This window comes from Lysobacter korlensis (genome assembly GCF_042434515.1).
Map to the genome: position 1 here is coordinate 417807 of NZ_JBHLTG010000005.1, position 22345 is coordinate 440151.

Here is a 22345-nt window from a genome sequence, read left to right on the forward strand (position 1 = left end):
CATCAATGGAGGGTTTCGAGCTGCTCGCCCCCGCAGAGTCGCGGCAGGCGCAGGTCGACGCGGTCCTCGACCGCTTCTTCAGCCTATCCAGGAAGCGTGCGGCTCCCCTGGGACCCGAATACGCCGGACTCTGGGACGCGCTGGAGGCCAACACGAGCGGCGGCAAGCGGATGCGGCCCCGCATGGTCTTCGCGGCGTACCAGTCGCTGGGCGGCACCGATCTGCAGGCCGCCGCCTACGTCGGCGCCGCCTTCGAGCTGCTGCACACCGCACTGATCGTGCACGACGACGTGATCGACCGAGACTTCAGCCGGCGAGGCGTCCCGAACATCGCAGGGCTGTACCGTCAACGCGCCACCGCGTCGGGGTCGGATGCCGTGGCGGCCGAGCATCGCGGCATCTCCGCGGCGGTGATCGCCGGCGATCTCGCCCTGTTCAACTCCTGCCGGCTGGTCGACCGGAGCGGGGTGAGCGGCGAGGTGCGCACCCGCCTGCTCGAAGTGATGGACGAGGCGCTGTTCGCCAGCGCCGCCGGTGAGCTCATCGACGTCGACTTCTCGTTCGGGGCGGACATGCCCCGGGTCGACGACATCCTCACGATGGAGCGGCTGAAGACCGCGGTGTACTCGTTCGAGTGTCCGCTTCAGGCGGGCGCCATCCTCGCCGGAGCATCAGAGGAGACCGTCGCAACCCTCGCCGACTTCGGCCGTGAGATCGGCATCGCGTACCAGATCGTGGACGACGTGCTCGGCGTCTTCGGACGAGAGCAGGAGACCGGCAAGTCCACCGTCGGCGACCTCCGCGAAGGCAAGCGCACGGTGATGATCGCGTACGCGACCACGACGCCCGACTGGGCACGCATCGAGCCGCTTCTGGGCCGGCCGGATCTCACCGACGAGCAGGCGGCCGAGGTGCGCGGACTGCTGATCTCGACCGGCGCGCGCTCGTTCGCCGAGGGGCTCGCCCGCTACTACGCCAACCGCGCGCTGGCCAGGCTCGCCGAGGCGCACATCCCGCATGCGCTCCGCACGGAGCTGCACCCGCTCGCCGACACCGTGCTGCGCAGGGTGAAGTGACTTCTCCCGAGCGGCTCGCGCTGTACACCAGGGTCGCGGAGCGCAGCGCCAGCACGGTGATCGCCGGCTACTCGACATCGTTCCGTGCGGCGTCGCGCCTGCTCGCCGGGGACGTGCGTCAGCACGTGGAGAACATCTACGCGCTCGTCCGGATCGCCGACGAGATCGTCGACGGCGCGGCGGAGGACGCCCGGCTGGACCGGGAGACGGCCGCCCAGGCCCTCGACGAGCTGGAGCGCGACACGGCCACGGCGATCGAGCGCGGCTACAGCGCCAATCTCGTCCTGCACGCGTTCGCCGGCACCGCCAGGCAGGCCGGCTTCGGCACGGAGCTGACCGCCCCGTTCTACGCGTCGATGCGCATGGACCTCACCCGTGCCGAGCACGACGCGGAGAGCTTCGAACGATACGTGTACGGATCCGCGGAAGTGGTGGGGCTGATGTGCCTGCGCGTCTTCGAGCGCGGCCGCCCCGCAGACCCCGCGCGGACGGCCCGCCTGGAGGAGGGCGCCCGCCGCCTCGGCGCCGCGTTCCAGAAGGTGAACTTCCTGCGCGACCTGGCAGCGGACTTCGAGGCGCTCGGCCGCAGCTACTTCCCAGGCGTCGACGTGGCCCGGTTCACCGAGGCGGACAAGCACCGCATCCTCGACGACATCGACGCCGACCTGCATGCCTCAGCCGCGACCATTCCGGAGCTGCCGGCGAGCGCCCGGAGAGCCGTGGCGCTGGCGCAGGGCGTCTTCACCGAGCTTGCCGAGCGGATCCGGCGCACACCGGCGGATCAGCTGCTCCGCTCCCGGGTGCGGGTGCCGGACCCGGTGAAGCTGCGGATCGCGGCGGCGGCCGCCGCGGGATGGGTGCCGAAGCCGTGAGCGGACCGACCGAGAACGCCGCGACGCCCGGCGACGGGCGCTCGGGAGACGACGCACGACGCAGCGCGATCGTGATCGGCGGCGGGATCGCGGGCCTCGCGGCGTCCGCGCTGCTCGCCCGCGAAGGCCACGACGTCACCCTGCTCGAGCGGGGGAGCGAATTGGGCGGCCGCGCCGGCAGCTGGGAGCGGGACGGCTACCGCTTCGACACCGGACCGTCCTGGTACCTGATGCCCGAGGTCTTCGACCATTTCTACCGGCTGCTCGGCAGCACGGCGGAGGAGCAGCTCGACCTGGTGCGGCTCGATCCCGGCTACCGGGTGTTCTTCGAAGGCGAATCCGAGCCGATCGACGTGGCCGGCGACCGCGACCGCAATCTCGAGCTCTTCGAGTCGGTGGAGCCAGGCGCCGGTGCGAAGCTCGCCCGGTACCTCGAGTCCGCCAAGGACACCTACGAGATGGCGACCTCCCGCTTCCTCTACACCAGCTTCGCGGCGCTGGGGCCGGTGTTCGATGCCAGAGTGGTGGCCAGGACGCCGAGGCTGCTGCGCCTGCTGACCGAGTCACTGGCGCGGTTGGTCGCCCGCACGGTGGACGACCCCCGGCTGCGGCAGATCCTCGGCTACCCAGCCGTGTTCCTCGGCTCCTCGCCGTACAGCACGCCGAGCATGTACCACCTGATGAGCCACCTCGACATGACGGACGGGGTGCTGTACCCGCGTCGCGGCTTCACCCGGGTGATCGAGAGCATCGCGACACTCGCGGAGCGGGAGGGGGTGCGGATCGTCCGCGGCGCCGACGTGCGCGGCATCCTGGTCGAGAATGGTGCGGCGACGGGCGTCCGATACGTCGCGGCCGATGCGGAGCACACGATGCATGCCGACCTCGTGGTCAGCGGCGCCGACCTGCACCACACCGAGACGCAGCTGCTGCCCGAGGAGCACCGGACGTATCCGGAGAAGTACTGGACGAGCGCGGTGCCCGGACCGAGCGCGGTGCTGCTCTATCTCGGCGTCCGCGGGGAGCTGCCGCAGCTCGAGCACCACACTCTGCTCTTCGCCCGCGACTGGGAGCGCAACTTCGGCGACATCTTCGGACCGAACCCGCGCATCCCGGAGCCGCCGTCGATCTACGTCTGCAAGCCGAGCGGCATCGACCCGACCGTCGCCCCGGAGGGCAGCGAGAACGTCTTCGTGCTGGTACCGGTGCCGGCGGACCCGTCGATCGGCCGCGGCGACGAGGACGGCGACGGGGACCCGCGGGTGGAGGCGATCGCCGACCGGGTGATCCGGCAGATCGCCGACTGGGCCGGCATCCCGGACCTCGCTGATCGCATCGAGGTTCGGCGGACGTTCGGTCCGCGTGACTTCGTCGACCGGTACAACGCGTGGCGGGGCACCGCGCTCGGACCCGCGCACACACTGCGGCAGAGCGCGTTCTTCCGCGCCGGCAACAAGAGCAGGAAGGTCGAGAACCTCTTCTACGTCGGCGGGTCGACGATCCCCGGCATCGGGCTGCCGATGTGCCTGATCAGTGCCGAGCTCGTCGTGAAGCGCCTGCGGAACGATGTGTCCGCTGGTCCGCTCCCGGAACCGCTGTGACCGGACTGGTGTACCTGGCGGCGCTCGCTGTCTCGCTGACCGGCATGGTGGTGCTCGATCGCCGGTTCGGCCTGTTCTTCTGGCGTGATGCGCGCCGGGCGGCGATCGTGCTGATCTCCGGGGTGCTGTTCTTCCTGCTGTGGGACCTCGCCGGCATCGGTCTCGGCATCTTCTTCCGTGGCGCCGGCAGTGAGCTGATGACCGGCCTGCTGCTGGGGCCGGAGCTCCCTGTCGAGGAGGTGCTCTTCCTCACCCTGCTCTGCTACCTGACGATGAACCTGTACGCCGCGGCGGGGCAGTGGCAGACCTCGGTTCGCGCCGCCGGTGGACGGCGGGGCCGATGACCTATCTCGCGCTCAACGCGGTGTTCCTGCTGGTCGTCGGGGTCGTGGTCGTCCTCGCCGTGCTGCGCTCGAGGGGACGCGGCGGCGGGATCCGCTGGCGGCCCCTCGCGATCGCGGCGGGAGCGCTCCTGCTGCTCACGGCCGTCTTCGACAACGTGATGATCGCGGTCGGCCTGGTCGGCTACGACGCCGACCGGATCAGCGGCCTCCGCGTCGGGGTCGCGCCGATCGAGGACTTCGCGTACGCGATCGCCGCCGTGCTGCTGCTCCCGGCGATCTGGCACCTCACCGTTCGGGTGCCCCTCCCGGCGGCGCCGGACCCGGCGGCACAGGACCAGGATGCGCAGGGCCTCGATGCTTAGGGCCTCGATGCTTAGGGCGCTGCTGCTGTCGTCCCGGCCGCTCAGCTGGATCAACACCGCATTCCCGTTCGCCGCCGCCTACGTGCTCACAGCAAGGGAGGTCGACGTCCGGCTGGTGCTCGGCACGATCTTCTTCCTGATCCCCTACAACCTGGCGATGTACGGCATCAACGACGTCTTCGACTACGAGTCGGACCTCCGCAACCCGCGGAAGGGCGGCGTCGAGGGCGCGCTCCTCGACCGCAGGCTGCACCGCGCGACACTGTGGGCGTCCGCGATCACCACGGTGCCCTTCTTGGTCGCGCTGGTGCTGCTCGGCGATCCGGCGTCCTGGCTCGTTCTCGCGGTGAGCATGTTCGCTCTGGTCGCCTACTCCGCGCCCGGGTTGCGCTTCAAGGAGCGGCCGTTCCTCGACTCCGTCACATCGAGCACGCATTTCGTCAGTCCCGCGGTCTACGGGCTGGTGCTCGCCGGGGCGGCGTTCACGCCGCAGCTGCTGGCGCTGCTCGCCGCGTTCCTCCTCTGGGGGATCGCGTCGCACGCGTTCGGCGCCGTTCAGGACATCGTCGCCGACCGCGAAGCGCGCATCGGCTCGATCGCCACTGCCATCGGCGCCAGAGCGACCGTGCGGTTCGCCGCCGCCGCTTACGCGGCAGGGGCGGTGCTGCTGCTCTTCACCGACTGGCCGGGGCCGATCGCCGCCGTGCTGCCGCTCCTGTACGTGGCCAACGTGGCGCCGTACTGGTCCGTGTCCGACGCGGACGCAGAGCGGGCGAACCGGGCATGGCGCCGATTCCTCTGGCTCAACTTCGGGACCGGGTTCCTCGTGACGATGCTGCTCATCTGGTACGCGCTCCGCTGAGCCCGGAGGCTACTCCGCCGACCAGCCGAGGTTCCGCGCCATCCGCTCGAGCGTTCCCAGCGTGAGCCGGTACTCGTCCTCGGAGACGCCCTCGGTGCTGCCCGTGCGCAGCTCGGCGACGACCTCGGCCAGGCGAGCGTGGGCGTTGGCGCCGCGTTCGGTCAGCCGGTACTCCTCGCCCGCGACGGCGACCCAGTCGCTTTCGATCAGCTCCTCCAGCTGCGCGGCGACCGGCATCCCCTCGTCGCTCGTGAACGGCGCCACCGCCCGTTCGACATCGGCAGCGGTCGCGCCACCGTCTGCCACCACGTTGAGCAGTCGCCACTGACCGCGGCTGACGCCGTGCTCGTCGAGCACCGCCGCGAATCGCTCATCGAGCAGACGGTCGACGAGCTTGAGCCAGAACCCCAGAGGACGTGAATCGGCCACGGGTCCAGCGTACGCACGGCGGCGCGAGACGCCAGGCTCAGTAGCGGAAGCCGAGCTCTTCCGGGTAGTCGTCCAGGTCCGTGAGCTGGACGGTCGCGCGCCGCAGGTGCGCCAGCACGAGACCGAGGCTGTACGGACCGAAGCTGATCCGCGCGACGCCCAACTCCGCGAGGCGGCGAAGCGGGGGAGCGGACGGGTTCCCGACGACCGAGACCGGACCGTGGATCTCCTCGATCGCGCGCGCCAGGCGGTCAGCGCTGCCGTATCCGATCACGAAGACGCAGTCCGCACCCGCCCGAAGGTAGGCGTTCGCCCGCGTCATCGCGTCGTCCCACTCCTGCGGCGCGACTGCGAGCGCGTCCATGCGGGCGTTGATCACCACGGGCACCCCGGCCCGCTGCCCGGCCGCGCGCGCGGCGGCGATCCGCTCGGACTGCTCGTCGATCGGGCGGAGTGGATCCGGACCGTCGCCGAGGCTGTCCTCGAGGTTGATGCCGACGGCGCCGGTCTCCAGCAGCCGCGCGACGTTCTCCCCGACACCAGCCGCGGTGGGGGAGTAGCCGCGTTCGAAGTCGATGGTGACCGGCAGGTGCTGCACAGCGCCCACCACGCGCCGCGCAGCCTCGATCGCCTGGTCGGCGCTCAGCCCCTCGCCGTCGGGCAGCCCGTGCGCGTACGACACCGAATGGCTTGCGGTGGCCACGGCGCGCACGCCCGGCGTCTCACTCACCACCCGGGCGGAGACCGCGTCCCAGACGTTCACCAGCACGAGTGGGGACCCGGGGACGTGCAGCGAGCGCAGGAGGGTGGCCTTCTGCGCCTGCGGCGCGTCCGTCATCCCCATCGTTTTCACCTTCCGAAGTTCAGCGGGCGGCCTGTGGAAGCTTCACCAGACGGAAGAGGACCAGGCCGACGAGCAGGAGCAGCAGGATCCCGACGATGCCCCATGCCTGGACACCGCCCGAAATGCCGATGAAGAGGCCCCAGAGCGCCGGCGACATGAAGCTGGTGGCACGTCCCGTCGTGGCGTAGAGGCCGAACAGCTCTCCCTCACGCCCCAGCGGGGCAACGCGGGCCAGCAGGGAGCGGCTCGCCGTCTGCGCAGGCCCGACGAAGGCTGCAAGGATCAGCCCGCCGATCCAGAACACCGGCTGGCCGAGATCCCGGAGCAGGAAGACGGCCGTTCCGACGATCACCAGTCCGGCCAGTGCCGTCGTGATGACCGGGCGCGGACCCACACGATCGTCGAAGCGCCCCGACAGGATCGTGCTGAGCCCGGCGACGACGTTGGCTGCCACACCGAAGAGCACGACGCCGAAGAAGTCGAAGCCGAACGTGATCGCGGCGATCGAGCCGGCGAACGCGAACACCCCCGCCAGGCCGTCGCGGTATACGGCGCTCGCGAGCAGGAACCAGAAGATCCCGCGCTCCGTCCGCCAGATGCGTCTGATGTCATGCACCAGCACGACGTACGACTGGAAGAAGCCGACCGGCCGCCGTCCGGGGGCGGGGGGCGCCTCCGGCACCGCAAGGAACAGGGGAATCGCGAAGAGAACAGTCCACGCGGCGCATCCCACGGCCACGAGCCGGAGCCCCGTCTCCTGCGGAAGACCGAACCAGTCGTTCATCTGGATCGCGATGACGATGGCCAGCATGAGGATGCCGCCCAGGTAGCCGAAGCCCCACCCCAGGCCGCTCACCCGACCGACCGTGGCCGGCGTCGACACTTGAGTGAGCATTGCGTAGTAGTTCACCGTGGCGATCTCACTGAACACGTTCGCAACGGCGACGAGGATCGCTCCGAGCAGGAAGAAGCCCGGCTGCGGCGCGACGAAGAAGAGCGAGGCCGTCGCGACGACGAGCAGTCCAGTCCAGAGTCCCAGCCTCAGCTTCCGGCGTCCCGCGGTGTCGTCACGTTGGCCCAGCACCGGGGCCAGCAACCCGACGATGAGCGCGCCGGCCGCGATCGCCCACCCCATCAGCCCTGACAGGTCGTCCTCCGTCTGCCCCGGCGCGAGGAACACCTCAGACTGCAAGTAGAGCGGTGCCCAGACGAAGCTGAGGATCACGGTGTTGTACGGCTGAGCCGCCCAGTCCCACAGCGCCCACGAGAGCACCTGCCGACGGGGGACGTGCTTCCCGCTCTGCCGTTGAAGGCTTGTCTCGCCGATCGTGGCCGCGTCGCTCATGCCCAAAACCTAGCCCGGGGGAGGTGTCCGGCCGGTGAACGACGCAGACGGTCAGCCTGGGCAGCTCACGAACGCGGCTGATAGCGTTCGCATCGGCCCGGTTCGGGCCGGACTCCAGGTCTACGCGCAACGGATCGCAATGCAGCCCAAACCCCGTGTCGTGGTCGATCCCCACTTCTGGTCCATGGATCGACTGTTCTCGCCCGCCGATCGCGAGCGCCTCGAGCAGACGGTGGACGTCGTCTGGGGCCGGGACGAGCCGATGCCGGTCGAGGAGGCGATCCCCGAGCTGGAGACAGCCGAGGCGATCGTCTGCACCTCGTGGCGGTACGGCGAGGTGGGGGAGAACTTCCCCGACCTGAGGGCGATCATCGACGTCTCCGGAGGCTTCCCCACGGCGCTCGACTACGAGGCCTGCTTCACCCGCGGCATCCATGTGCTCTCCGCCGCGCCCGGCTTCGCCCGCCAGGTCGCCGAGATGTCGCTCGGACTCGCCCTCGCCTGCAGCCGCGGCATCGTGTCCGCTGACCGCGCCATGCGCGCCGGCACCGAGCAGTGGCTCGGCGCCGGCAACCGTGACAGCTTCCTGCTCTACGGCAAGCCGGTCGGCTTCCTCGGGTTCGGCAGCATCGCGCAGGCCCTGCAACCCCTGCTCGCCCCCTTCGGCTGTCGCATCTCGGCACACGACCCCTGGCTCGGTGACGGGTACCTCCGCAGGTGCGGGGTCGAGCCGGTGGATCTCGAGACGCTGGTCTCCGGATCGCGCGTGCTGTTCGTGCTGGCGGCGCCGAGCGTCGAGAACCGCGCCCTGCTCTCCCGGGAGGTGCTGGAGCGCATCCAGCCTGGCGCCGTGCTGGTGCTGATCAGCCGCGCGCATGTCGTCGACTTCGACGCGCTCACCGACTTGGTCTCCGATGGCCGGTTCCGGGCTGCGATCGACGTGTTCCCGGCGGAGCCGCCGCCGCTCGACCACCCTATCCGCCGAGCCGAGGGCGCGGTGCTGTCACCGCACCGGGCGGGCAGTGTCCCTGAGGGGTTCTGGGAGCTCGGCGAGCTGGTCGTCGACGACCTGGAGATGCTGGCGAGAGGGCTGCCGCCTCGCCGCCTGCAGCCCGCGGCTCGCGAGGTGGTCCGCCGTCTCGTCCATCCCTGATGGCACGGAGCGGCGGTCGTCTAGGTTAGGGAGCCATGGCGATACGAACCGTGGCGGACCAGCTCCGGCACGCGTACGCGGCCTTCGGGTCGCATCCCGCCCTGCTGACGCCCGAAGGATGGGTGACGTTCCGGGAGCTGGAGCTCGTCGCCCGAGGGGCGGCGGAGCTGCTCGCGGACGAGGGGGCGGCGAAGGATGCCCGGATCGTGCTGTACCTGGAGAACAGCGCCGTGCTCCGCGTGCTGGAGCACGCCATTCTCGGGTTCGGGATGGTTCGGGTCGCGCTGTCGTCGCGTCTGCATCCGCGGGAAGTGGCGGCCATCGCCGTCGACTGTGACGCGCCGCTCGTCTGTGCCGGTCCGGACGTCGCCGCGGACCTGCGGCTGGCGCTGGAGGCGGCCGGATCCTCCGCAAGGGTGCTGGAGTTCGCCGATACGGGCGGCGGGCACACGCCGGCCACGCTCGCAACGCGTTCCGTGACAGGCGGCGCCCCGGAACCGGCCGCGACCCCGGACGACATGGCGATGCTCATGTACAGCTCCGGTACGACCGGCGAGCCGAAGGGCGCCGTGGTCACGCACGGTGGGTGGGTCGCTCAGACTCGCAACGCGCTGGCGGTGCTGCCGGAGATCCGCCCCGGCGACGTGGTGCTTGCGGTCGCCCCGATGACACACTTCGGCGGCACGATCGGGCTGAACTGCGCGGTCAGCGGTGCGGCCACGGTTCCGATGGCACGCTTCGACGCCGGCTCCGTGATCGAGGCGGTCGCACGTCACTCGGTGACGGTGTTGCCGCTGGTGCCGGTGCTCCTCACCCGGCTGACCAGTGCCATGACGGGCGACGACCGGCTCGTGCCGCCGCTGCGTGCCGTCCCGTACGGCGGCTCGCCGATCGCGGCCGAGGCGCTTGCGCTCGCCGCCGAGCGCCTTCCCGGTGTGCTGTCCCAGTTCTACGGACTCGCCGAAGCCCTCGCGCCGGTGTCGTGGCTGTCGCCGGAGGAGCACGACGCGGCAGCGCGCGACTTCGCAGCCGGAGGCGAGAAGACCGACCGGGCCCGCGAGCGGCTCTCCTCCGCCGGGAGCTGGATTTCGGCTGTGGAGGCACGCCTCGTCGATGGTGAGGTGGTGGTGCGCGGCGACGTGGTGCTCCCGGGATACTGGAGCCGGCCGGAGCTGACCGCGCGCGTGCGAACACCCGACGGCTGGTTCTTCACCGGCGACCTTGCGCGCATCGACGACGACGGATACGTCCATCTGGTCGACCGCAGGAACGACGTCATCATCTCGGGCGGGTTCAACATCTACCCCGGCGAGGTGGAGCGGGTGATCGCGGGGGTGGAGGGAGTCCTCGACGCGGTCGTGCTGGGGCTTCCGGATGACCGCTGGGGCGAGGGGGTGCACGCCGCCGTGGTGCTCACCGAACCCGCGCGAAAGCAGTACTCGGGTCCGGATGGGGCGATCGCGCTGCTGCGCACGGTCACCGAGGCCTGCCGGAGCCGGCTCGCCGGCTACAAGAAGCCGCTCCGGGTGCACGTGGTGGACGCCATTCCGCGGAACGCATTCGGCAAGGTGGACCGCCGAGCCCTCCGAAGCCGGCTTCTCGACGCCGAAGACTGAGAGTTGAGCCGTGCCGGCTCAGATTCGGCCCGGAAGATTTGACAGCCGACGCCGTCGAACTAAACTTGATAGTGCAAGACTCAAGTTCCGCTGTGGAATTGCGTGAACGGACGATCAAGGAGAGACAGAGCACTATGGCTCGAGCAGTAGGAATCGACCTCGGTACGACCAACTCGGTCGTCGCAGTCCTCGAAGGCGGGGAGCCGACGGTCATCGCGAACGCGGAAGGCTTCCGCACCACCCCGTCGGTGGTGGCCTTCACCAAGGATGGCGAGGTGCTCGTCGGCGAGACCGCGAAGCGCCAGGCCGTCACCAACGTCGATCGGACCATCGCCTCCGTCAAGCGCCACATGGGCACCGACTGGAAGAAAGAGATCGACGGCAAGCGCTACACCGCGCAGGAGATCTCCGCGCGCATCCTGGGCAAGCTGAAGCGCGACGCCGAGCAGTACCTCGGCGAGCCGGTGACCGACGCCGTCGTCACGGTTCCCGCGTACTTCAACGACGCAGAGCGCCAGGCCACCAAGGAGGCGGGCGAGATCGCGGGCCTCAATGTGCTGCGCATCATCAACGAGCCCACTGCGGCGGCCCTCGCCTACGGCCTCGACAAGGGCAAGGAGGACGAGCTCATCCTCGTCTTCGACCTCGGTGGCGGCACGTTCGACGTCTCCCTGCTCGAGGTCGGCAAGGACGACGACTTCTCCACCATCCAGGTCCGCAGCACCGCCGGTGACAACCGCCTCGGCGGTGACGACTGGGACCAGCGGGTCGTGCAGCACCTGGTCAAGCGCTTCAAGGACTCCACGGGCGTCGACGTCTCGAACGACAAGATCGCCCTGCAGCGGCTGAAGGAGGCGGCGGAGCAGGCGAAGAAGGAGCTCAGCTCCTCGACCAACACCAGCATCCAGCTGCCGTACCTGTCCCTGACGGAGAACGGCCCCGCGAACCTCGACGAGACGCTCAGCCGTGCCCAGTTCGAGCAGATGACCTCCGACCTCCTCGACCGCACCAAGAAGCCGTTCGAGGACGTCATCCGCGAGGCCGGGATCAAGGTGGCCGACATCGCGCACGTGGTGCTCGTCGGTGGCTCGACCCGCATGCCCGCGGTGAGCGACCTGGTGAAGAAGCTCACCGGTGGCAAAGAGCCCAACAAGGGTGTCAACCCGGACGAGGTCGTCGCCGTCGGCGCCGCCCTCCAGGCCGGCGTGCTGCGCGGTGAGCGCAAGGACGTGCTGCTGATCGACGTCACCCCCCTGAGCCTCGGCATCGAGACCAAGGGCGGCATCATGACGAAGCTCATCGAGCGCAACACCGCCATCCCGACGAAGCGGAGCGAGACCTTCACCACCGCCGACGACAACCAGCCGTCCGTGGCGATCCAGGTCTTCCAGGGCGAGCGCGAGTTCACCCGCGACAACAAGGCGCTCGGCACGTTCGAGCTGACCGGCATCGCGCCGGCGCCGCGCGGCATCCCGCAGATCGAGGTCACCTTCGACATCGACGCCAACGGCATCGTGCACGTCTCGGCGAAGGACAAGGGCACCGGCAAGGAGCAGTCGATGACCATCACCGGCGGCTCGTCGCTGCCGAAGGACGACATCGAGCGCATGGTGCGCGAGGCCGAAGAGCACGCCGCCGAGGACAAGGCGCGTCGTGAGGCGGCCGAGGTGCGCAACAATGCCGAGCAGCTCGCCTACTCCATCGACAAGCTCATCAAGGACAACGAGGACAAGCTCCCCGCCGACGTCAAGAGCGAGGTGCAGGCCGATGTCGACGCCCTGAAGACCGCGCTCGCCGGTGACGACGACGCGGCCGTGAAGACTGCGTTCGACAAGCTGAACGAGAGCCAGACCAAGCTCGGTCAGGCGATCTACGCGCAGCAGCAGGAGCAGCCCGCCTCCAACCCAGGCGCGGGTGAGCAGCCCGCCGACGCATCCGGCAGCGACGAGGACATCGTCGACGCCGAGGTCGTGGACGACGAGGAGCCGCGGAAGTAACGATGGCCAAGCACACGAACGAACCCACCCCCGATTCGCCCGACGACAAGGACCCCTCGGCTGAGCAGCCGGTGATCCGCGACAAGCGACGGATCGATCCGGACACCGGGGACGTCCGTGCGCCCTCGGAGGCGGGCCCTTCGACGGGCTCAGGGGCCGCCTCCGAGGACGGCGACACCGCCGACATCGACGGCATCGACGAGCTCTTCTCCGCGGAGGGCCCGGATGTCGAGCTCTCCGCGGAAGATCAGCAGATCCTCGACCAGGCGGAGCAGGACCTCGTCGCCGAGATGCGCAACGACATGCTGCGCGCGCAGGCGGAGCTGGTGAACTTCCGCAACCGGGTCGAGCGCGACCGCGCCGCGAACCGTGAGGCGGTCGTCGCCGAGGTGCTGCGCTCCTTCCTCCCGGCCCTGGACGACCTGGCCCGCGCCGAGGCGCACGGCGATGTGCCGGAGGGCAGCGGCATCGCGCTCGTGGCCCAGCGGATCCGCGGCAGCTTCGAGAAGTATGGCGTCCGCACCGTGGGCGGCAAGGGCGAGCCGTTCGACCCGCACTACCACGAGGCGCTCGTGCAGCTGCCGTCGCCGGACGTGCAGGGGCCGACGATCGCCGACGTCATCGAGATCGGCTACGCGATCGGCGAGCGCCTGCTGCGGCCCGCCAAGGTCGCGGTGTCCGTCCCGGAGTAACCCATGGCCAGCCAGGACTGGTTCGACAAGGACTTCTACGCCATCCTCGGCGTTTCGAAGGACGTTTCGGACAGTGACCTCAAGAAGGCGTACCGCAAGCTCGCGCGTCAGTATCACCCGGACTCCAACTCGGGGAATGCCGCCGCAGAGGCGCGCTTCAAGGAGGTCAGCGAAGCGTATTCCGTGCTCTCCGACAAGGAGACACGGGCGGAGTACGACCAGGTCCGGGCCATGGGCTCCGGCGCCCGCTTCACCGCCCACGGCGGGGGCGGCGCCGGTGGGTTCGAAGACGTCTTCGGCGGCATGTTCGGCCGGGGCGCCCGCACCAGCTACAGCCAGGCCGACTTCGACGATCTGCTCGGCGGGATGTTCGGCGGTGCCGACCGCTCCGCCGGCGGGTTCCGCTGGGGCGGCCCGACCAAGGGGCGGGATGTCGCGGCGAACGTCACGCTGGACTTCCTCACCGCGATCCGCGGCGAGACGGTGTCGCTGTCGCAGCCGTCTGGCAAGCCGCTGCGTGCGAAGATCCCCGCCGGCGTCAGCGACGGGCAGCGGATCAAGCTGAAAGGCAAGGGCGAGCCGAGCACCGACGGCGGTGAGCCGGGAGACCTCGTGCTCACCGTCTCGGTGAAGAAGCACCCGGTCTTCGAGCGGGACGGGAACCACATCCGGCTCGATGTGCCGGTCACCTTCGTCGAGGCGACACTCGGGGCCACCATCGAGGTGCCGACGCTCGAGGGGGACACGGTGCGGCTGCGCGTCGCACCGGGCACCCCGAGCGGGCGGGTGCTCCGCGTGAAGGGGCGAGGCGTCGCGCAGGGGACCGCCAAGGGCGATCTGCTCGCCACCGTGCAGGTGGCGGTGCCGAATCACCTCAGTGCGGAGGCCCGCAAGCACCTGGAGGGCTTCGCCGAGGCGATGCCGCAGGAGAACCCGCGCGACGATCTGATGATCCGCGCGCGCCAGGACGCGTAGCGGTCGCTCGGACGAGAGGAGGGGCCCGAGATGGATGAGTTCTCCCCGATCTTCCCGATCGCGGTCGCGGCGGAGCTGGCCGCCATGCACCCGCAGACGCTCCGCCAGTACGACCGGCTGGGCCTTGTCAGCCCGACCCGCACGGCCGGCAAGTCGCGCCGCTACTCGATGCGCGACGTGGCGCAGCTGCGGGAGATCGCCCGGATGAGCGCCGAGGGGCTGAACCTCGAGGGCATCCGCCGCATCCTCGAGCTCGAGAACGAGGTGACGGGCCTTCGCCGACGCGTGCGCGAGCTGGAGGCTGCGCTCGCTGACGAGATGCTCAACCGCCCGGGGCGGCGGATCTTCGCGGCCGGCGAGTCCGGTGACGTCGTGCCCCTCCGTGCGGGCACCCGCACCCAGCGCAACACCCAGCTCGTGGTCTGGAGGCCACTCGGGCGCGGCTGAGCGATCGCTCGTTCGCTGGAGGCGAGCGCCGAGCGGCCGGCTCGAATGGCGGGATTCGGGACCACGACATAAAATTGAGTCAATGAGACTCAAGTTTGAGGAGAGCTGATATGGCGAACATGCAGGGCGCCCCCTCCAGCCAGGAGGACCAGAAGAGCGCGCTCGAGCAGTACGGCATCGACCTGACGGATCTGGCCAAGGCCGGCAAGCTCGACCCGGTCATCGGCCGCGACTCCGAGATCCGGCGGATCAGCCAGGTGCTCACCCGCCGCACCAAGAACAATCCCGTGCTCATCGGCGAGCCCGGTGTGGGCAAGACCGCCGTGGTGGAGGGGCTCGCCCAGCGCATCGTCGCGGGCGACGTCGCCGACTCGCTGAAGGACAAGCAGCTCGTCGCACTCGACATCTCCGCCCTCATCGCCGGTGCGAAGTACCGCGGCGAGTTCGAGGAGCGGCTGAAGGCCGTGCTCAAGGAGATCAACGACTCCGACGGCCGCATCATCACGTTCATCGACGAGCTGCACACCCTCATGGGCGCGGGCGGCGGCGAAGGGTCCGTCGCGGCGGCCAACATGCTGAAGCCGATGCTCGCCCGCGGGGAGCTGCGAATGATCGGTGCGACGACGCTCAACGAGTACCGGGAGTACATCGAGAAGGATGCCGCGCTCGAGCGGCGATTCCAGCAGGTGTACGTCGGTGAGCCCAGCGTCGAGGACTCGATCGCCATCCTCCGCGGGCTCAAGGAGCGCTACGAGGCGCACCACAAGGTGACCATCGCCGACTCCGCGCTCGTCGCGGCGGCCGTGCTCTCGAACCGCTACATCGCGGCTCGGCAGCTGCCCGACAAGGCGATCGACCTCGTCGACGAGGCGGCGAGCCGGCTGAAGATGGAGATCGACTCCTCCCCGGTGGAGATCGACGAGCTGAAGCGCGCCGTCGACCGGCTGAAGATCGAGGAGCTCGCGCTCAAGAAGGAGAAGGACGACGCGTCCCGCGAGCGGCTGGCGAAGCTGCGTGAGGACCTCGCGGAGCGGCAGGCGCAGCTGGATGAGCTGCAGGCCCGCTGGCAGGCCGAGAAGGCGTCGCTGCACGACGTCGGGGATCTGAAGAGCGAGCTCAACGACGCCCGCATCGCGCTCGACCGTGCCATGCGCGAGGGTCGCTACCAGGACGCATCGAAACTCAACTACGAGACGATCCCGGGGATCGAGAAGCGGCTCGCCGAGGCGGAGCAAGCCGAGCAGACCGGTCCTCGGATGGTGAACGACCAGGTGACCGACGAGGACATCGCATCCGTCGTCGCTGCCTGGACCGGCATCCCCGTCGACCGGCTGACGCAGGGCGAGAGCGAGAAGCTGCTGAACCTGGAGGCGGAGCTCGGCCGCCGCCTCATCGGGCAGCGGGACGCCGTGCGGGCCGTCAGTGAGGCGGTTCGGCGCAGCCGTGCGGGCATCTCGGACCCGGGGCGGCCGACCGGGTCGTTCATGTTCCTCGGCCCCACCGGCGTCGGAAAGACCGAGCTGGCGAAGGCGCTCGCCGAATACCTGTTCGACGACGAGAAGGCGCTCGTCCGGATCGACATGAGCGAGTACGGGGAGAAGTTCTCCGTCTCGCGCCTCGTCGGCGCCCCTCCCGGCTACATCGGCTACGAGCAGGGCGGTCAGCTGACCGAGGCGGTGCGCCGGCGGCCGTACTCCGTGATCCTGCTCGACGAGGTCGAGAAGGCGCACCCGGAGGTGTTCGACGTGCTGCTGCAGGTGCTCGACGACGGCCGCCTGACCGACGGTCAGGGCCGCACCGTCGACTTCCGGAACACGATCCTGGTCCTCACCAGCAACCTCGGCAGCCAGGTGCTGATCGACCAGGGCCTCAGCTGGGACGAGAAGCAGGAGACGGTGCAGCAGCTGGTGCGCCAGGCGTTCAAGCCCGAGTTCGTGAACCGGCTGGACGACATCGTCGTGTTCGCGCCCCTCACCCTGGAGGATCTCGGCCAGATCGTCGAGCTCAACATCGACCGCCTGTCGCGGCGGCTGGAGGGCCGCAGGCTCGAGCTCGCCGTCACCCCGGCCGCGCGCCGCTGGCTCGCCGAGCGCGGCTACGACCCGGTGTACGGGGCCCGGCCGTTGCGCCGGCTCATGCAGCGGGAGATCGACGACAAGCTGGCGAAGGCGCTCATCGGTGGCGAGGTCCACGACGGCGACACCGTCCGGGTGGACGTCGGCCCGGACGGCCTGACGGTGGAGCGCTTCGAGTTCGACGAGGTCATCGAGGCCGAGGTCATCGAGTAGCGCTCGGGGAGCCTGTCGAAGCGGCCTTACGGGCAACCGGCTGGATCCTTCACTTCGACGACCCCGCGCAAGCGACGGGCTCGGGTCCGTGAACTCTCCAGCCGCAGATCGATAGGTTCGCGCCCATGCGTGCAGCGGTGATCCATGGCGAGAGGGACGTGCGGCTCGAGGAGGTGCCCGACCCGGTGCTCTCCACCGGGGGCGACGCGATCGTGCGGGTGGTGGCGGCGTGCGTCTGCGGGTCGGACCTCTGGCCGTACCGCGGCGTCACCCCGGTGCAGGAGCCCCGGCGGATCGGCCACGAGTTCGTCGGGGTGGTGGAGGCCGTCGGCGAGCACGTGGAGCGCATCCGGGTCGGCGACTTCGTGATCGCGCCGTTCTACGACTGCGACATGACGTGCGAGAACTGCCCCAACGGGATCAGCACGTCGTGTCTGAACGGCGGATGGTGGGGGAGCGACGACCGGATGGGCGCCTTCGCAGACGGCGGGCAGGGCGAGCTCGTGCGGGTGCCGCACGCCGACGGCAGCCTTGTCGCGACGCCGGGAACCCCGGCTCCGGAGCTGATCCCGGGACTGCTGACCCTCAGCGATGTCGCCGGCACCGGTCACCACGCCGCCGTGTCCGCCGGGGTCGGCCCCGGCACGACCGTCGTGGTGGTCGGCGACGGCGCGGTGGGGCTCTGCGCCGTCCTGGCTGCCAAGCGGTTGGGCGCCGAGCGTATCGTCGCGATGTCCCGTCACGAGGACCGGCAGGCGATCGCCACCCGATTCGGCGCAACCGACATCGTGGCGGAGCGCGGCGACGCCGGCATCGCCCGGGTGACGGAGCTGTTCGGCGGAATCGGTGCGGACTGCGTGCTCGAGTGCGTCGGCACCAAGGAGTCGATGGACCAGGCGCTGCGCACCGCGCGTCCCGGCGGCACCGTGGGCTTCGTCGGCGTGCCGAACGGCGGACCGGAGCTGCCCCTGGGCTTCATGTTCTCGAACAATGTCGGCGTGAACGGCGGTGTGGCACCGGTGCGCAACTACATCGAGGACCTGCTGCCGGAGGTGCTCGACGGACGGCTCGACCCGTCACCGGTCTTCGACCTTCAGCTGCCGCTCGACCAGGTCGCCGAAGCCTACGCGGCGATGGACGAACGCCGGGCCGTCAAGGTGCTGCTGCGCCCTGACCGGGTGTCTCCAGCAGCAGGTCACGCACCTTCCGGCGGAGCACCTTCCCGATGAGGGACTTCGGCAGCTCCTCGACCGCGACGACGCGGCGGGGGATCTTGTAGGGGGTGAGGAACCGGCGGCTGTACTCCCGGAGGCCCTGCTCATCCAGTGTGGCGCCGTCGCGCAGCACCACGGCGACCGCAACCTCCTCGCCGCCGTCCCTCCCTGGGAGCCCGACCGCCGCGGCCTCGAGCACATCGGGGTGCGACCCGAGCGCCTCCTCGACCTCACTGGGGGAGACGTTGAATCCGCCGGTGATGATGAGCTCCTTCATGCGGTCGACGATCCGCACGAACCCGTCGTCGGCGACCTCCACGATGTCGCCGGTGCGCAGCCAGCCGTCCGGGAGCAGCGCCTCGGCGGTCGCGTCCGGCCGGTTCCAGTAGCCGGAGAACACCTGCGGGCCACGCAGCAGCAACTCTCCGCGCTCGCCGAAGCCGAGGTCCTTCTCGGGGTCCTCCGGGTCCACGACTCGGATCTCGGTGCTCGGGAACGGGACGCCCACGGTGCCGACGCGCCGGCTCGGCCCGATCGGGTTCCCGAGCGCCACCGGTGACGACTCCGTCATGCCGTACCCCTCGACCAGCAGCCCACCGGTCACCCGCTCCCAGCGCTCGACGGTCTCCGGAGGCAGGGCCATGGCGCCGGAGATCGCGAACCGCACGGTGCTCAGGTCGGCGCCGCGCTCCTCCGCCGCCTGGGCCAGCCGATCGTAGATCGGCGGTACCGCGGGGAGGAACGTGGGCGGATGCTTCTTCGCCGCCTTCAGCACGAGGTCGACGTCGAACTTGGGGAACAGCACCAGCGTCGCGCCGATGCTCATCGCGAACGTGACGCACAGCGTCAGGCCGTACGCGTGGAACATCGGCAGCACGGCGTAGAAGCTCTCCTCACCGGGCTGCAGCCCCGGCACCCATGCGCGGCCCTGCTCGGCATTCGCGCGGAGGTTCCGGTGCGTCAGGACGGCACCCTTCGGGCTGCCGGTGGTCCCGCTGGTGTACTGCAGCACCGCGATGTCGTCGGCCTTCGGTCCGCGAACGTTCTTCCCGATGCGCCGGTGCTTCAGCAGCCGCTCCCAGCGGAGGATGCCCTTGCCATGCGGCTCGGCAGTGAGCGAGTCGCGCGCGCGCCGGGCGGCGGGCAGCGGCAGGCGAAGCGCCATCCGCGTGCCGAGCGGCATCGCCCGAGTGAGATCGACCGACACCAGCGTGGTCACCCGGATGTCGGACGGGAAGTCCAGCACCGTGTCGCACACCTTGTCCCAGGCGATGGCGACCCGGGCGCCGTGGTCCTCGAACTGGTGCCGCAGCTCCCGCGGCGTGTACAGCGGGTTGTGCTCCACCACGATGGCACCGAGCCGGAGCACGGCGTAGAAGGCCACGATGTGCTGAGGGCAGTTCGGCAGGATGAGTGCCACCCGGTCTCCCGGCTTGACGCCGAGCTTCCGCAGACCCTCGGCGACGCGGTCGATCTGATCGCCGAGCTCCTGGTACGTCGTGCGCGCCCCGAAGAACACCAGTGCGGTGTGCTTCGCGTAGTGCTCCACGGAGGACCGGATCATGCGGAGCAGGTTGCCTTTCGGCCTGGGGATGTCGTGCGGCACACCCTCGGCGTATGCGGGAAGCCAGGGGCGGCTGGAGAACACGGATGGGGTGTGGGCGTCGGTCACACCTCAAGTATCTGGATGCCGCCTGTGCCGATCCGGGGAGCGGTGCGCCCTTCCGCCCGGTGGCGCGGCCGACTAGCGTCGGACTCAACGAACGCGAAGGGGCGATCATGGCGAATCACACCTACCGAGTCACCGAAATCGTGGGCACCTCACCGGACGGGATCGATCAGGCGATCCGCAACGGGCTGAGCCGTGCGGCCGAGACGGTCCGGCACCTGGACTGGTTCGAGGTGGTGTCGCAGCGCGGTGAGATCGAGAACGGCCAGGTCGCGCATTTCCAGGTGACGATGAAGGTGGGCTTCCGGCTCGAGGATCCCGAAGAGGACGACTGAACCCTGCTCCGCCGTGTCCGCGCTACTGCAGCGCGGACAGCACCTCCCGCTCGAACAGCTCGACGCTGCTGCGGTCGTAGGCCGCCTCCGGGAAGTAGTGGATCGAGTAGGCGAGGCCGAGCTCCTTCATGTGCGAGAGCCGCTCGACGACCTGCTCCGGCGTTCCCACGCCGAGCGCGTGCCCGCTCCGGTAGTCCGCGACGAACTTCGCCGCACCCGCCTCGCCGAGGTGCGGTGTCACGCGCGCCTCGATCGCATCGATGCGGTCGGTGACCTCCTGCTCGGTCCGGGCGACGATGGTGTTGTAGTTGGCGCTGCGCACGATCGCGTCGAAGTCGGTGCCGACCTCTTCGGTGTGCCGCCGCAGCAGCTCGCTCTTCCTGGTGAAGTCGTCCGGGTTCCCCGCGAAGTTCGTGTACCGGGCGTGCTTCGCCGCGATCCGCAGGGTCACCTTCTCGCCGCCGCCGGCGATCCACAGCGGGATGCCGCCTTCCTGCAGCGGCAGCGGCCGGACGATGGCGCCGTCCACCTGGTAGTGCTCGCCGTCCAGGGTGGCGGTGCCGGTGGTCCAGGCCTGCCGCATGATCTGCACGCCTTCGTCGAGCCGCTTCAGCCGCTCACCCGCACGGGGGAAGCCGTAGCCGTACGCCAGCCACTCGTGCTCATACCAGCCTCCGCCGATGCCCATCTCCAGCCGGCCGCCGGAGATGATGTCGACGGTCGCCGCCACCTTCGCGAGATAGGCGGGATTGCGGTAGCTCATGCACGTGCACATCTGACCCAGCCGAACCCGGCTCGTCCCGGCCGCGAACGCCGCCATCAGCGTCCACGCCTCGTGGGTCGCCTCGTCGCTCGGCTCCGGGGTGGTGTGGAAGTGGTCGTAGACCCAGATCGACTCCCACGGACCCGAGTCGGCGTGCTGCGCGAGGTCGCGCATCACCGCCCAGTGCTCCGCGGGATCGATCCCCACGAGGTCGAACCGCCAGCCTTGAGGGACGAACATTCCGAAGCGCATGCTCCGACCCTATGGATGGGTCCACCGTGAGAACGCTGAGCCACAGCCTTTCCCGAGCCGCGGGCTTCGGACACGACACGCCGCCGAGTCGTGTCCGTTCCCCGCGACTCGACGGAAGGGGTCAGGCCAGCGCCTCGCGCACGGCGGCGGCGAACCGGTCGACGTCGTCCTCCGTGGTGTCGAAGGAGCACATCCAGCGCACCTCGCCCTTGGCGGCGTTCCAGTCGTAGAACCGGAACGTCTGCCGGATCCGGTCGGCGGCGCCCGGGGGAAGCAACGCGAAGATCGCGTTCGCCTCGGTCGCCTGGCTGAACCCGATCCCGTCGATCGACTCGACCTCGGCACGCAGCCGCGCCGCCATGGTGTTGGCGTGCGTCGCCGAGCGGAGGCCGAGGTCGTCGTCGAACAGCGCGAGGAGCTGGGCGCTCATGAACCGCATCTTGCTGGCGAGCTGCATGCTGAGCTTGCGCAGATAGATGAGCCCGCTCACGCGCTCCGGGTTCAGCACCACGATCGCCTCCGCGCCGAGCAGCCCGTTCTTCGTGCCGCCGAAGCTCAGCACATCCACACCCGCATCGGTGGTGAACTCCCGGAACGGCACGCCGAGCGCCGCCGCGGCGTTCCAGATCCTTGCCCCATCGAGGTGGAGGGCCATCCCGCGCTCGTGCGCGAAGTCCGCGATGGCACGCACCTCCGCCGGTGTGTAGAGCGTGCCGAGCTCGGTGGTCTGCGTGATGCTCACGGCCAGCGGCTGCGCCCGGTGCTCGTCGCCCCAGCCCCACGCCTCGGTGGCGATCAGCTCCGGGGTGAGCTTCCCGTCGGGGGTGCCGACCGGCAGCAGCTTGAGGCCGCTCACCCGCTCGGGGGCGCCGGCCTCGTCGGTGTGGATGTGCGCGGTGCCGGTGGAGATCACGGCACCCCACCGGGGCAGCATCGAGGTGAGCGCGACGACGTTCGCGCCGGTGCCGTTGAAGACGGGGAACGTCTCCGCCTGCTCGCCGAAGTGCTGCCGGATCGTCTCCTGGAGGCGCTCGGTGTAGACGTCTTCCCCGTAGGCGACCTGGTGTCCGCCGTTCGCCGCAGCGAGGGCCGCGAGCACCTCCGGGTGCACCCCGGAGTAGTTGTCCGAGGCGAAGGTGCGGAAGGCGGGATCGTGCAGGCTGGTCACGATCCCATCCTTCCAGGATCCAACCGGGGAACTCGCCGGTC

The 22345-nt window shown here is 69.9% G+C and carries 21 protein-coding genes; 15 read left to right on the top strand and 6 right to left on the bottom strand.

Annotated features, from left to right (window positions below; genetic code table 11):
- Positions 1 to 5: 5 nt before the first annotated feature.
- From ACFFGH_RS21425 to ACFFGH_RS21450, 6 genes are read left to right on the top strand one after another with little or no spacing between them, the layout of a single operon-like run.
- Complete coding sequence (locus tag ACFFGH_RS21425) at positions 6 to 1076, top strand: polyprenyl synthetase family protein (protein ID WP_386672101.1); 1071 nt, start codon at positions 6 to 8, stop codon at positions 1074 to 1076.
- Positions 1073 to 1948 carry a phytoene/squalene synthase family protein gene (locus tag ACFFGH_RS21430; RefSeq protein ID WP_386672102.1) on the top strand — a complete coding sequence of 292 codons (876 nt, stop codon included), beginning with the start codon at positions 1073 to 1075 and terminating at the stop codon, positions 1946 to 1948. Before ACFFGH_RS21425 ends, ACFFGH_RS21430 begins: the two co-directional genes overlap by 4 nt.
- On the top strand, positions 1945 to 3549 hold the full coding sequence (crtI, locus tag ACFFGH_RS21435; RefSeq protein WP_386672105.1) for a phytoene desaturase family protein: 1605 nt from the start codon (positions 1945 to 1947) through the stop codon (positions 3547 to 3549). The genes ACFFGH_RS21430 and crtI overlap by 4 nt, the downstream gene beginning before the upstream one ends.
- On the top strand, positions 3546 to 3893 hold the full coding sequence (locus ACFFGH_RS21440) for a lycopene cyclase domain-containing protein (protein WP_386672107.1): 348 nt from the start codon (positions 3546 to 3548) through the stop codon (positions 3891 to 3893). Before crtI ends, ACFFGH_RS21440 begins: the two co-directional genes overlap by 4 nt.
- Positions 3890 to 4255 (top strand): lycopene cyclase domain-containing protein, encoded by a 366-nt coding sequence (locus ACFFGH_RS21445; protein WP_386672109.1) that lies wholly within the window; start codon positions 3890 to 3892, stop codon positions 4253 to 4255. The genes ACFFGH_RS21440 and ACFFGH_RS21445 overlap by 4 nt, the downstream gene beginning before the upstream one ends.
- Before the next feature lie 7 nt (positions 4256 to 4262).
- Positions 4263 to 5117: a prenyltransferase gene (locus tag ACFFGH_RS21450; protein ID WP_386672111.1), complete on the top strand. Its 855-nt coding sequence runs from the start codon at positions 4263 to 4265 to the stop codon at positions 5115 to 5117.
- 9 nt (positions 5118 to 5126) lie between these two features.
- On the opposite strand, the gene ACFFGH_RS21455 is transcribed toward ACFFGH_RS21450, so the two are convergent.
- Genes ACFFGH_RS21455 through ACFFGH_RS21465 form a run of 3 tightly spaced genes read right to left on the bottom strand, consistent with a single transcriptional unit; the run spans position 5127 to position 7735 of the window.
- Positions 5127 to 5546, bottom strand: coding sequence for a winged helix DNA-binding protein (locus ACFFGH_RS21455; RefSeq protein WP_386672113.1), 420 nt, complete (start codon positions 5544 to 5546; stop codon positions 5127 to 5129).
- 37 nt (positions 5547 to 5583) lie between these two features.
- Positions 5584 to 6390, bottom strand: a complete 807-nt coding sequence (locus ACFFGH_RS21460) for an isocitrate lyase/PEP mutase family protein (protein WP_386672115.1) — start codon at positions 6388 to 6390, stop codon at positions 5584 to 5586.
- A 19-nt stretch (positions 6391 to 6409) separates the two neighbouring features.
- The gene (locus ACFFGH_RS21465) at positions 6410 to 7735 is read right to left on the bottom strand and encodes an MFS transporter (RefSeq protein ID WP_386672117.1); all 1326 of its coding nucleotides are present in this window, start codon (positions 7733 to 7735) and stop codon (positions 6410 to 6412) included.
- A gap of 139 nt (positions 7736 to 7874) precedes the next feature.
- Here ACFFGH_RS21465 and ACFFGH_RS21470 point away from each other — a divergent pair, with 139 nt between their 5' ends.
- The 8 genes from ACFFGH_RS21470 to ACFFGH_RS21505 all read left to right on the top strand — a co-directional run bounded on the left by ACFFGH_RS21470 (position 7875) and on the right by ACFFGH_RS21505 (position 18132).
- Positions 7875 to 8888 carry an NAD(P)-dependent oxidoreductase gene (locus tag ACFFGH_RS21470; RefSeq protein WP_386672119.1) on the top strand — a complete coding sequence of 338 codons (1014 nt, stop codon included), beginning with the start codon at positions 7875 to 7877 and terminating at the stop codon, positions 8886 to 8888.
- A gap of 35 nt (positions 8889 to 8923) precedes the next feature.
- A complete protein-coding gene (locus ACFFGH_RS21475; protein WP_386672120.1) occupies positions 8924 to 10504 on the top strand; it encodes a class I adenylate-forming enzyme family protein in 1581 nt (526 codons plus the stop codon).
- A 134-nt stretch (positions 10505 to 10638) separates the two neighbouring features.
- Positions 10639 to 12501: a molecular chaperone DnaK gene (gene dnaK / locus ACFFGH_RS21480; RefSeq protein ID WP_386672122.1), complete on the top strand. Its 1863-nt coding sequence runs from the start codon at positions 10639 to 10641 to the stop codon at positions 12499 to 12501.
- 2 nt (positions 12502 to 12503) lie between these two features.
- Positions 12504 to 13193: a nucleotide exchange factor GrpE gene (locus tag ACFFGH_RS21485; RefSeq protein ID WP_386672124.1), complete on the top strand. Its 690-nt coding sequence runs from the start codon at positions 12504 to 12506 to the stop codon at positions 13191 to 13193.
- Positions 13194 to 13196: 3 nt separating this feature from the next.
- Positions 13197 to 14168 (top strand): DnaJ C-terminal domain-containing protein, encoded by a 972-nt coding sequence (locus ACFFGH_RS21490; RefSeq protein WP_386672126.1) that lies wholly within the window; start codon positions 13197 to 13199, stop codon positions 14166 to 14168.
- A 30-nt stretch (positions 14169 to 14198) separates the two neighbouring features.
- Entirely contained in the window at positions 14199 to 14615 is a 417-nt protein-coding gene (locus tag ACFFGH_RS21495) for a heat shock protein transcriptional repressor HspR (protein ID WP_386672128.1), read from the top strand.
- Positions 14616 to 14725: 110 nt separating this feature from the next.
- Positions 14726 to 16903: an ATP-dependent Clp protease ATP-binding subunit gene (locus ACFFGH_RS21500; protein ID WP_446686163.1), complete on the top strand. Its 2178-nt coding sequence runs from the start codon at positions 14726 to 14728 to the stop codon at positions 16901 to 16903.
- Between the two features lie 125 nt (positions 16904 to 17028).
- Positions 17029 to 18132 (top strand): zinc-dependent alcohol dehydrogenase family protein, encoded by a 1104-nt coding sequence (locus tag ACFFGH_RS21505; RefSeq protein WP_386672130.1) that lies wholly within the window; start codon positions 17029 to 17031, stop codon positions 18130 to 18132.
- On the opposite strand, the gene ACFFGH_RS21510 is transcribed toward ACFFGH_RS21505, so the two are convergent.
- A complete protein-coding gene (locus ACFFGH_RS21510) occupies positions 18056 to 19789 on the bottom strand; it encodes a long-chain-fatty-acid--CoA ligase (RefSeq protein WP_386672132.1) in 1734 nt (577 codons plus the stop codon). The genes ACFFGH_RS21505 and ACFFGH_RS21510 overlap by 77 nt on opposite strands.
- A gap of 107 nt (positions 19790 to 19896) precedes the next feature.
- Between ACFFGH_RS21510 and ACFFGH_RS21515 the strand changes: the two genes are divergently transcribed.
- A complete protein-coding gene (locus ACFFGH_RS21515) occupies positions 19897 to 20121 on the top strand; it encodes a dodecin (RefSeq protein WP_386672134.1) in 225 nt (74 codons plus the stop codon).
- A 22-nt stretch (positions 20122 to 20143) separates the two neighbouring features.
- Here ACFFGH_RS21515 and ACFFGH_RS21520 read toward each other — a convergent pair whose 3' ends face one another.
- Positions 20144 to 21136: an LLM class F420-dependent oxidoreductase gene (locus ACFFGH_RS21520; RefSeq protein WP_386672136.1), complete on the bottom strand. Its 993-nt coding sequence runs from the start codon at positions 21134 to 21136 to the stop codon at positions 20144 to 20146.
- Between the two features lie 121 nt (positions 21137 to 21257).
- The gene (locus ACFFGH_RS21525; protein WP_386672138.1) at positions 21258 to 22304 is read right to left on the bottom strand and encodes a threonine aldolase family protein; all 1047 of its coding nucleotides are present in this window, start codon (positions 22302 to 22304) and stop codon (positions 21258 to 21260) included.
- Positions 22305 to 22345 lie beyond the last annotated feature (41 nt).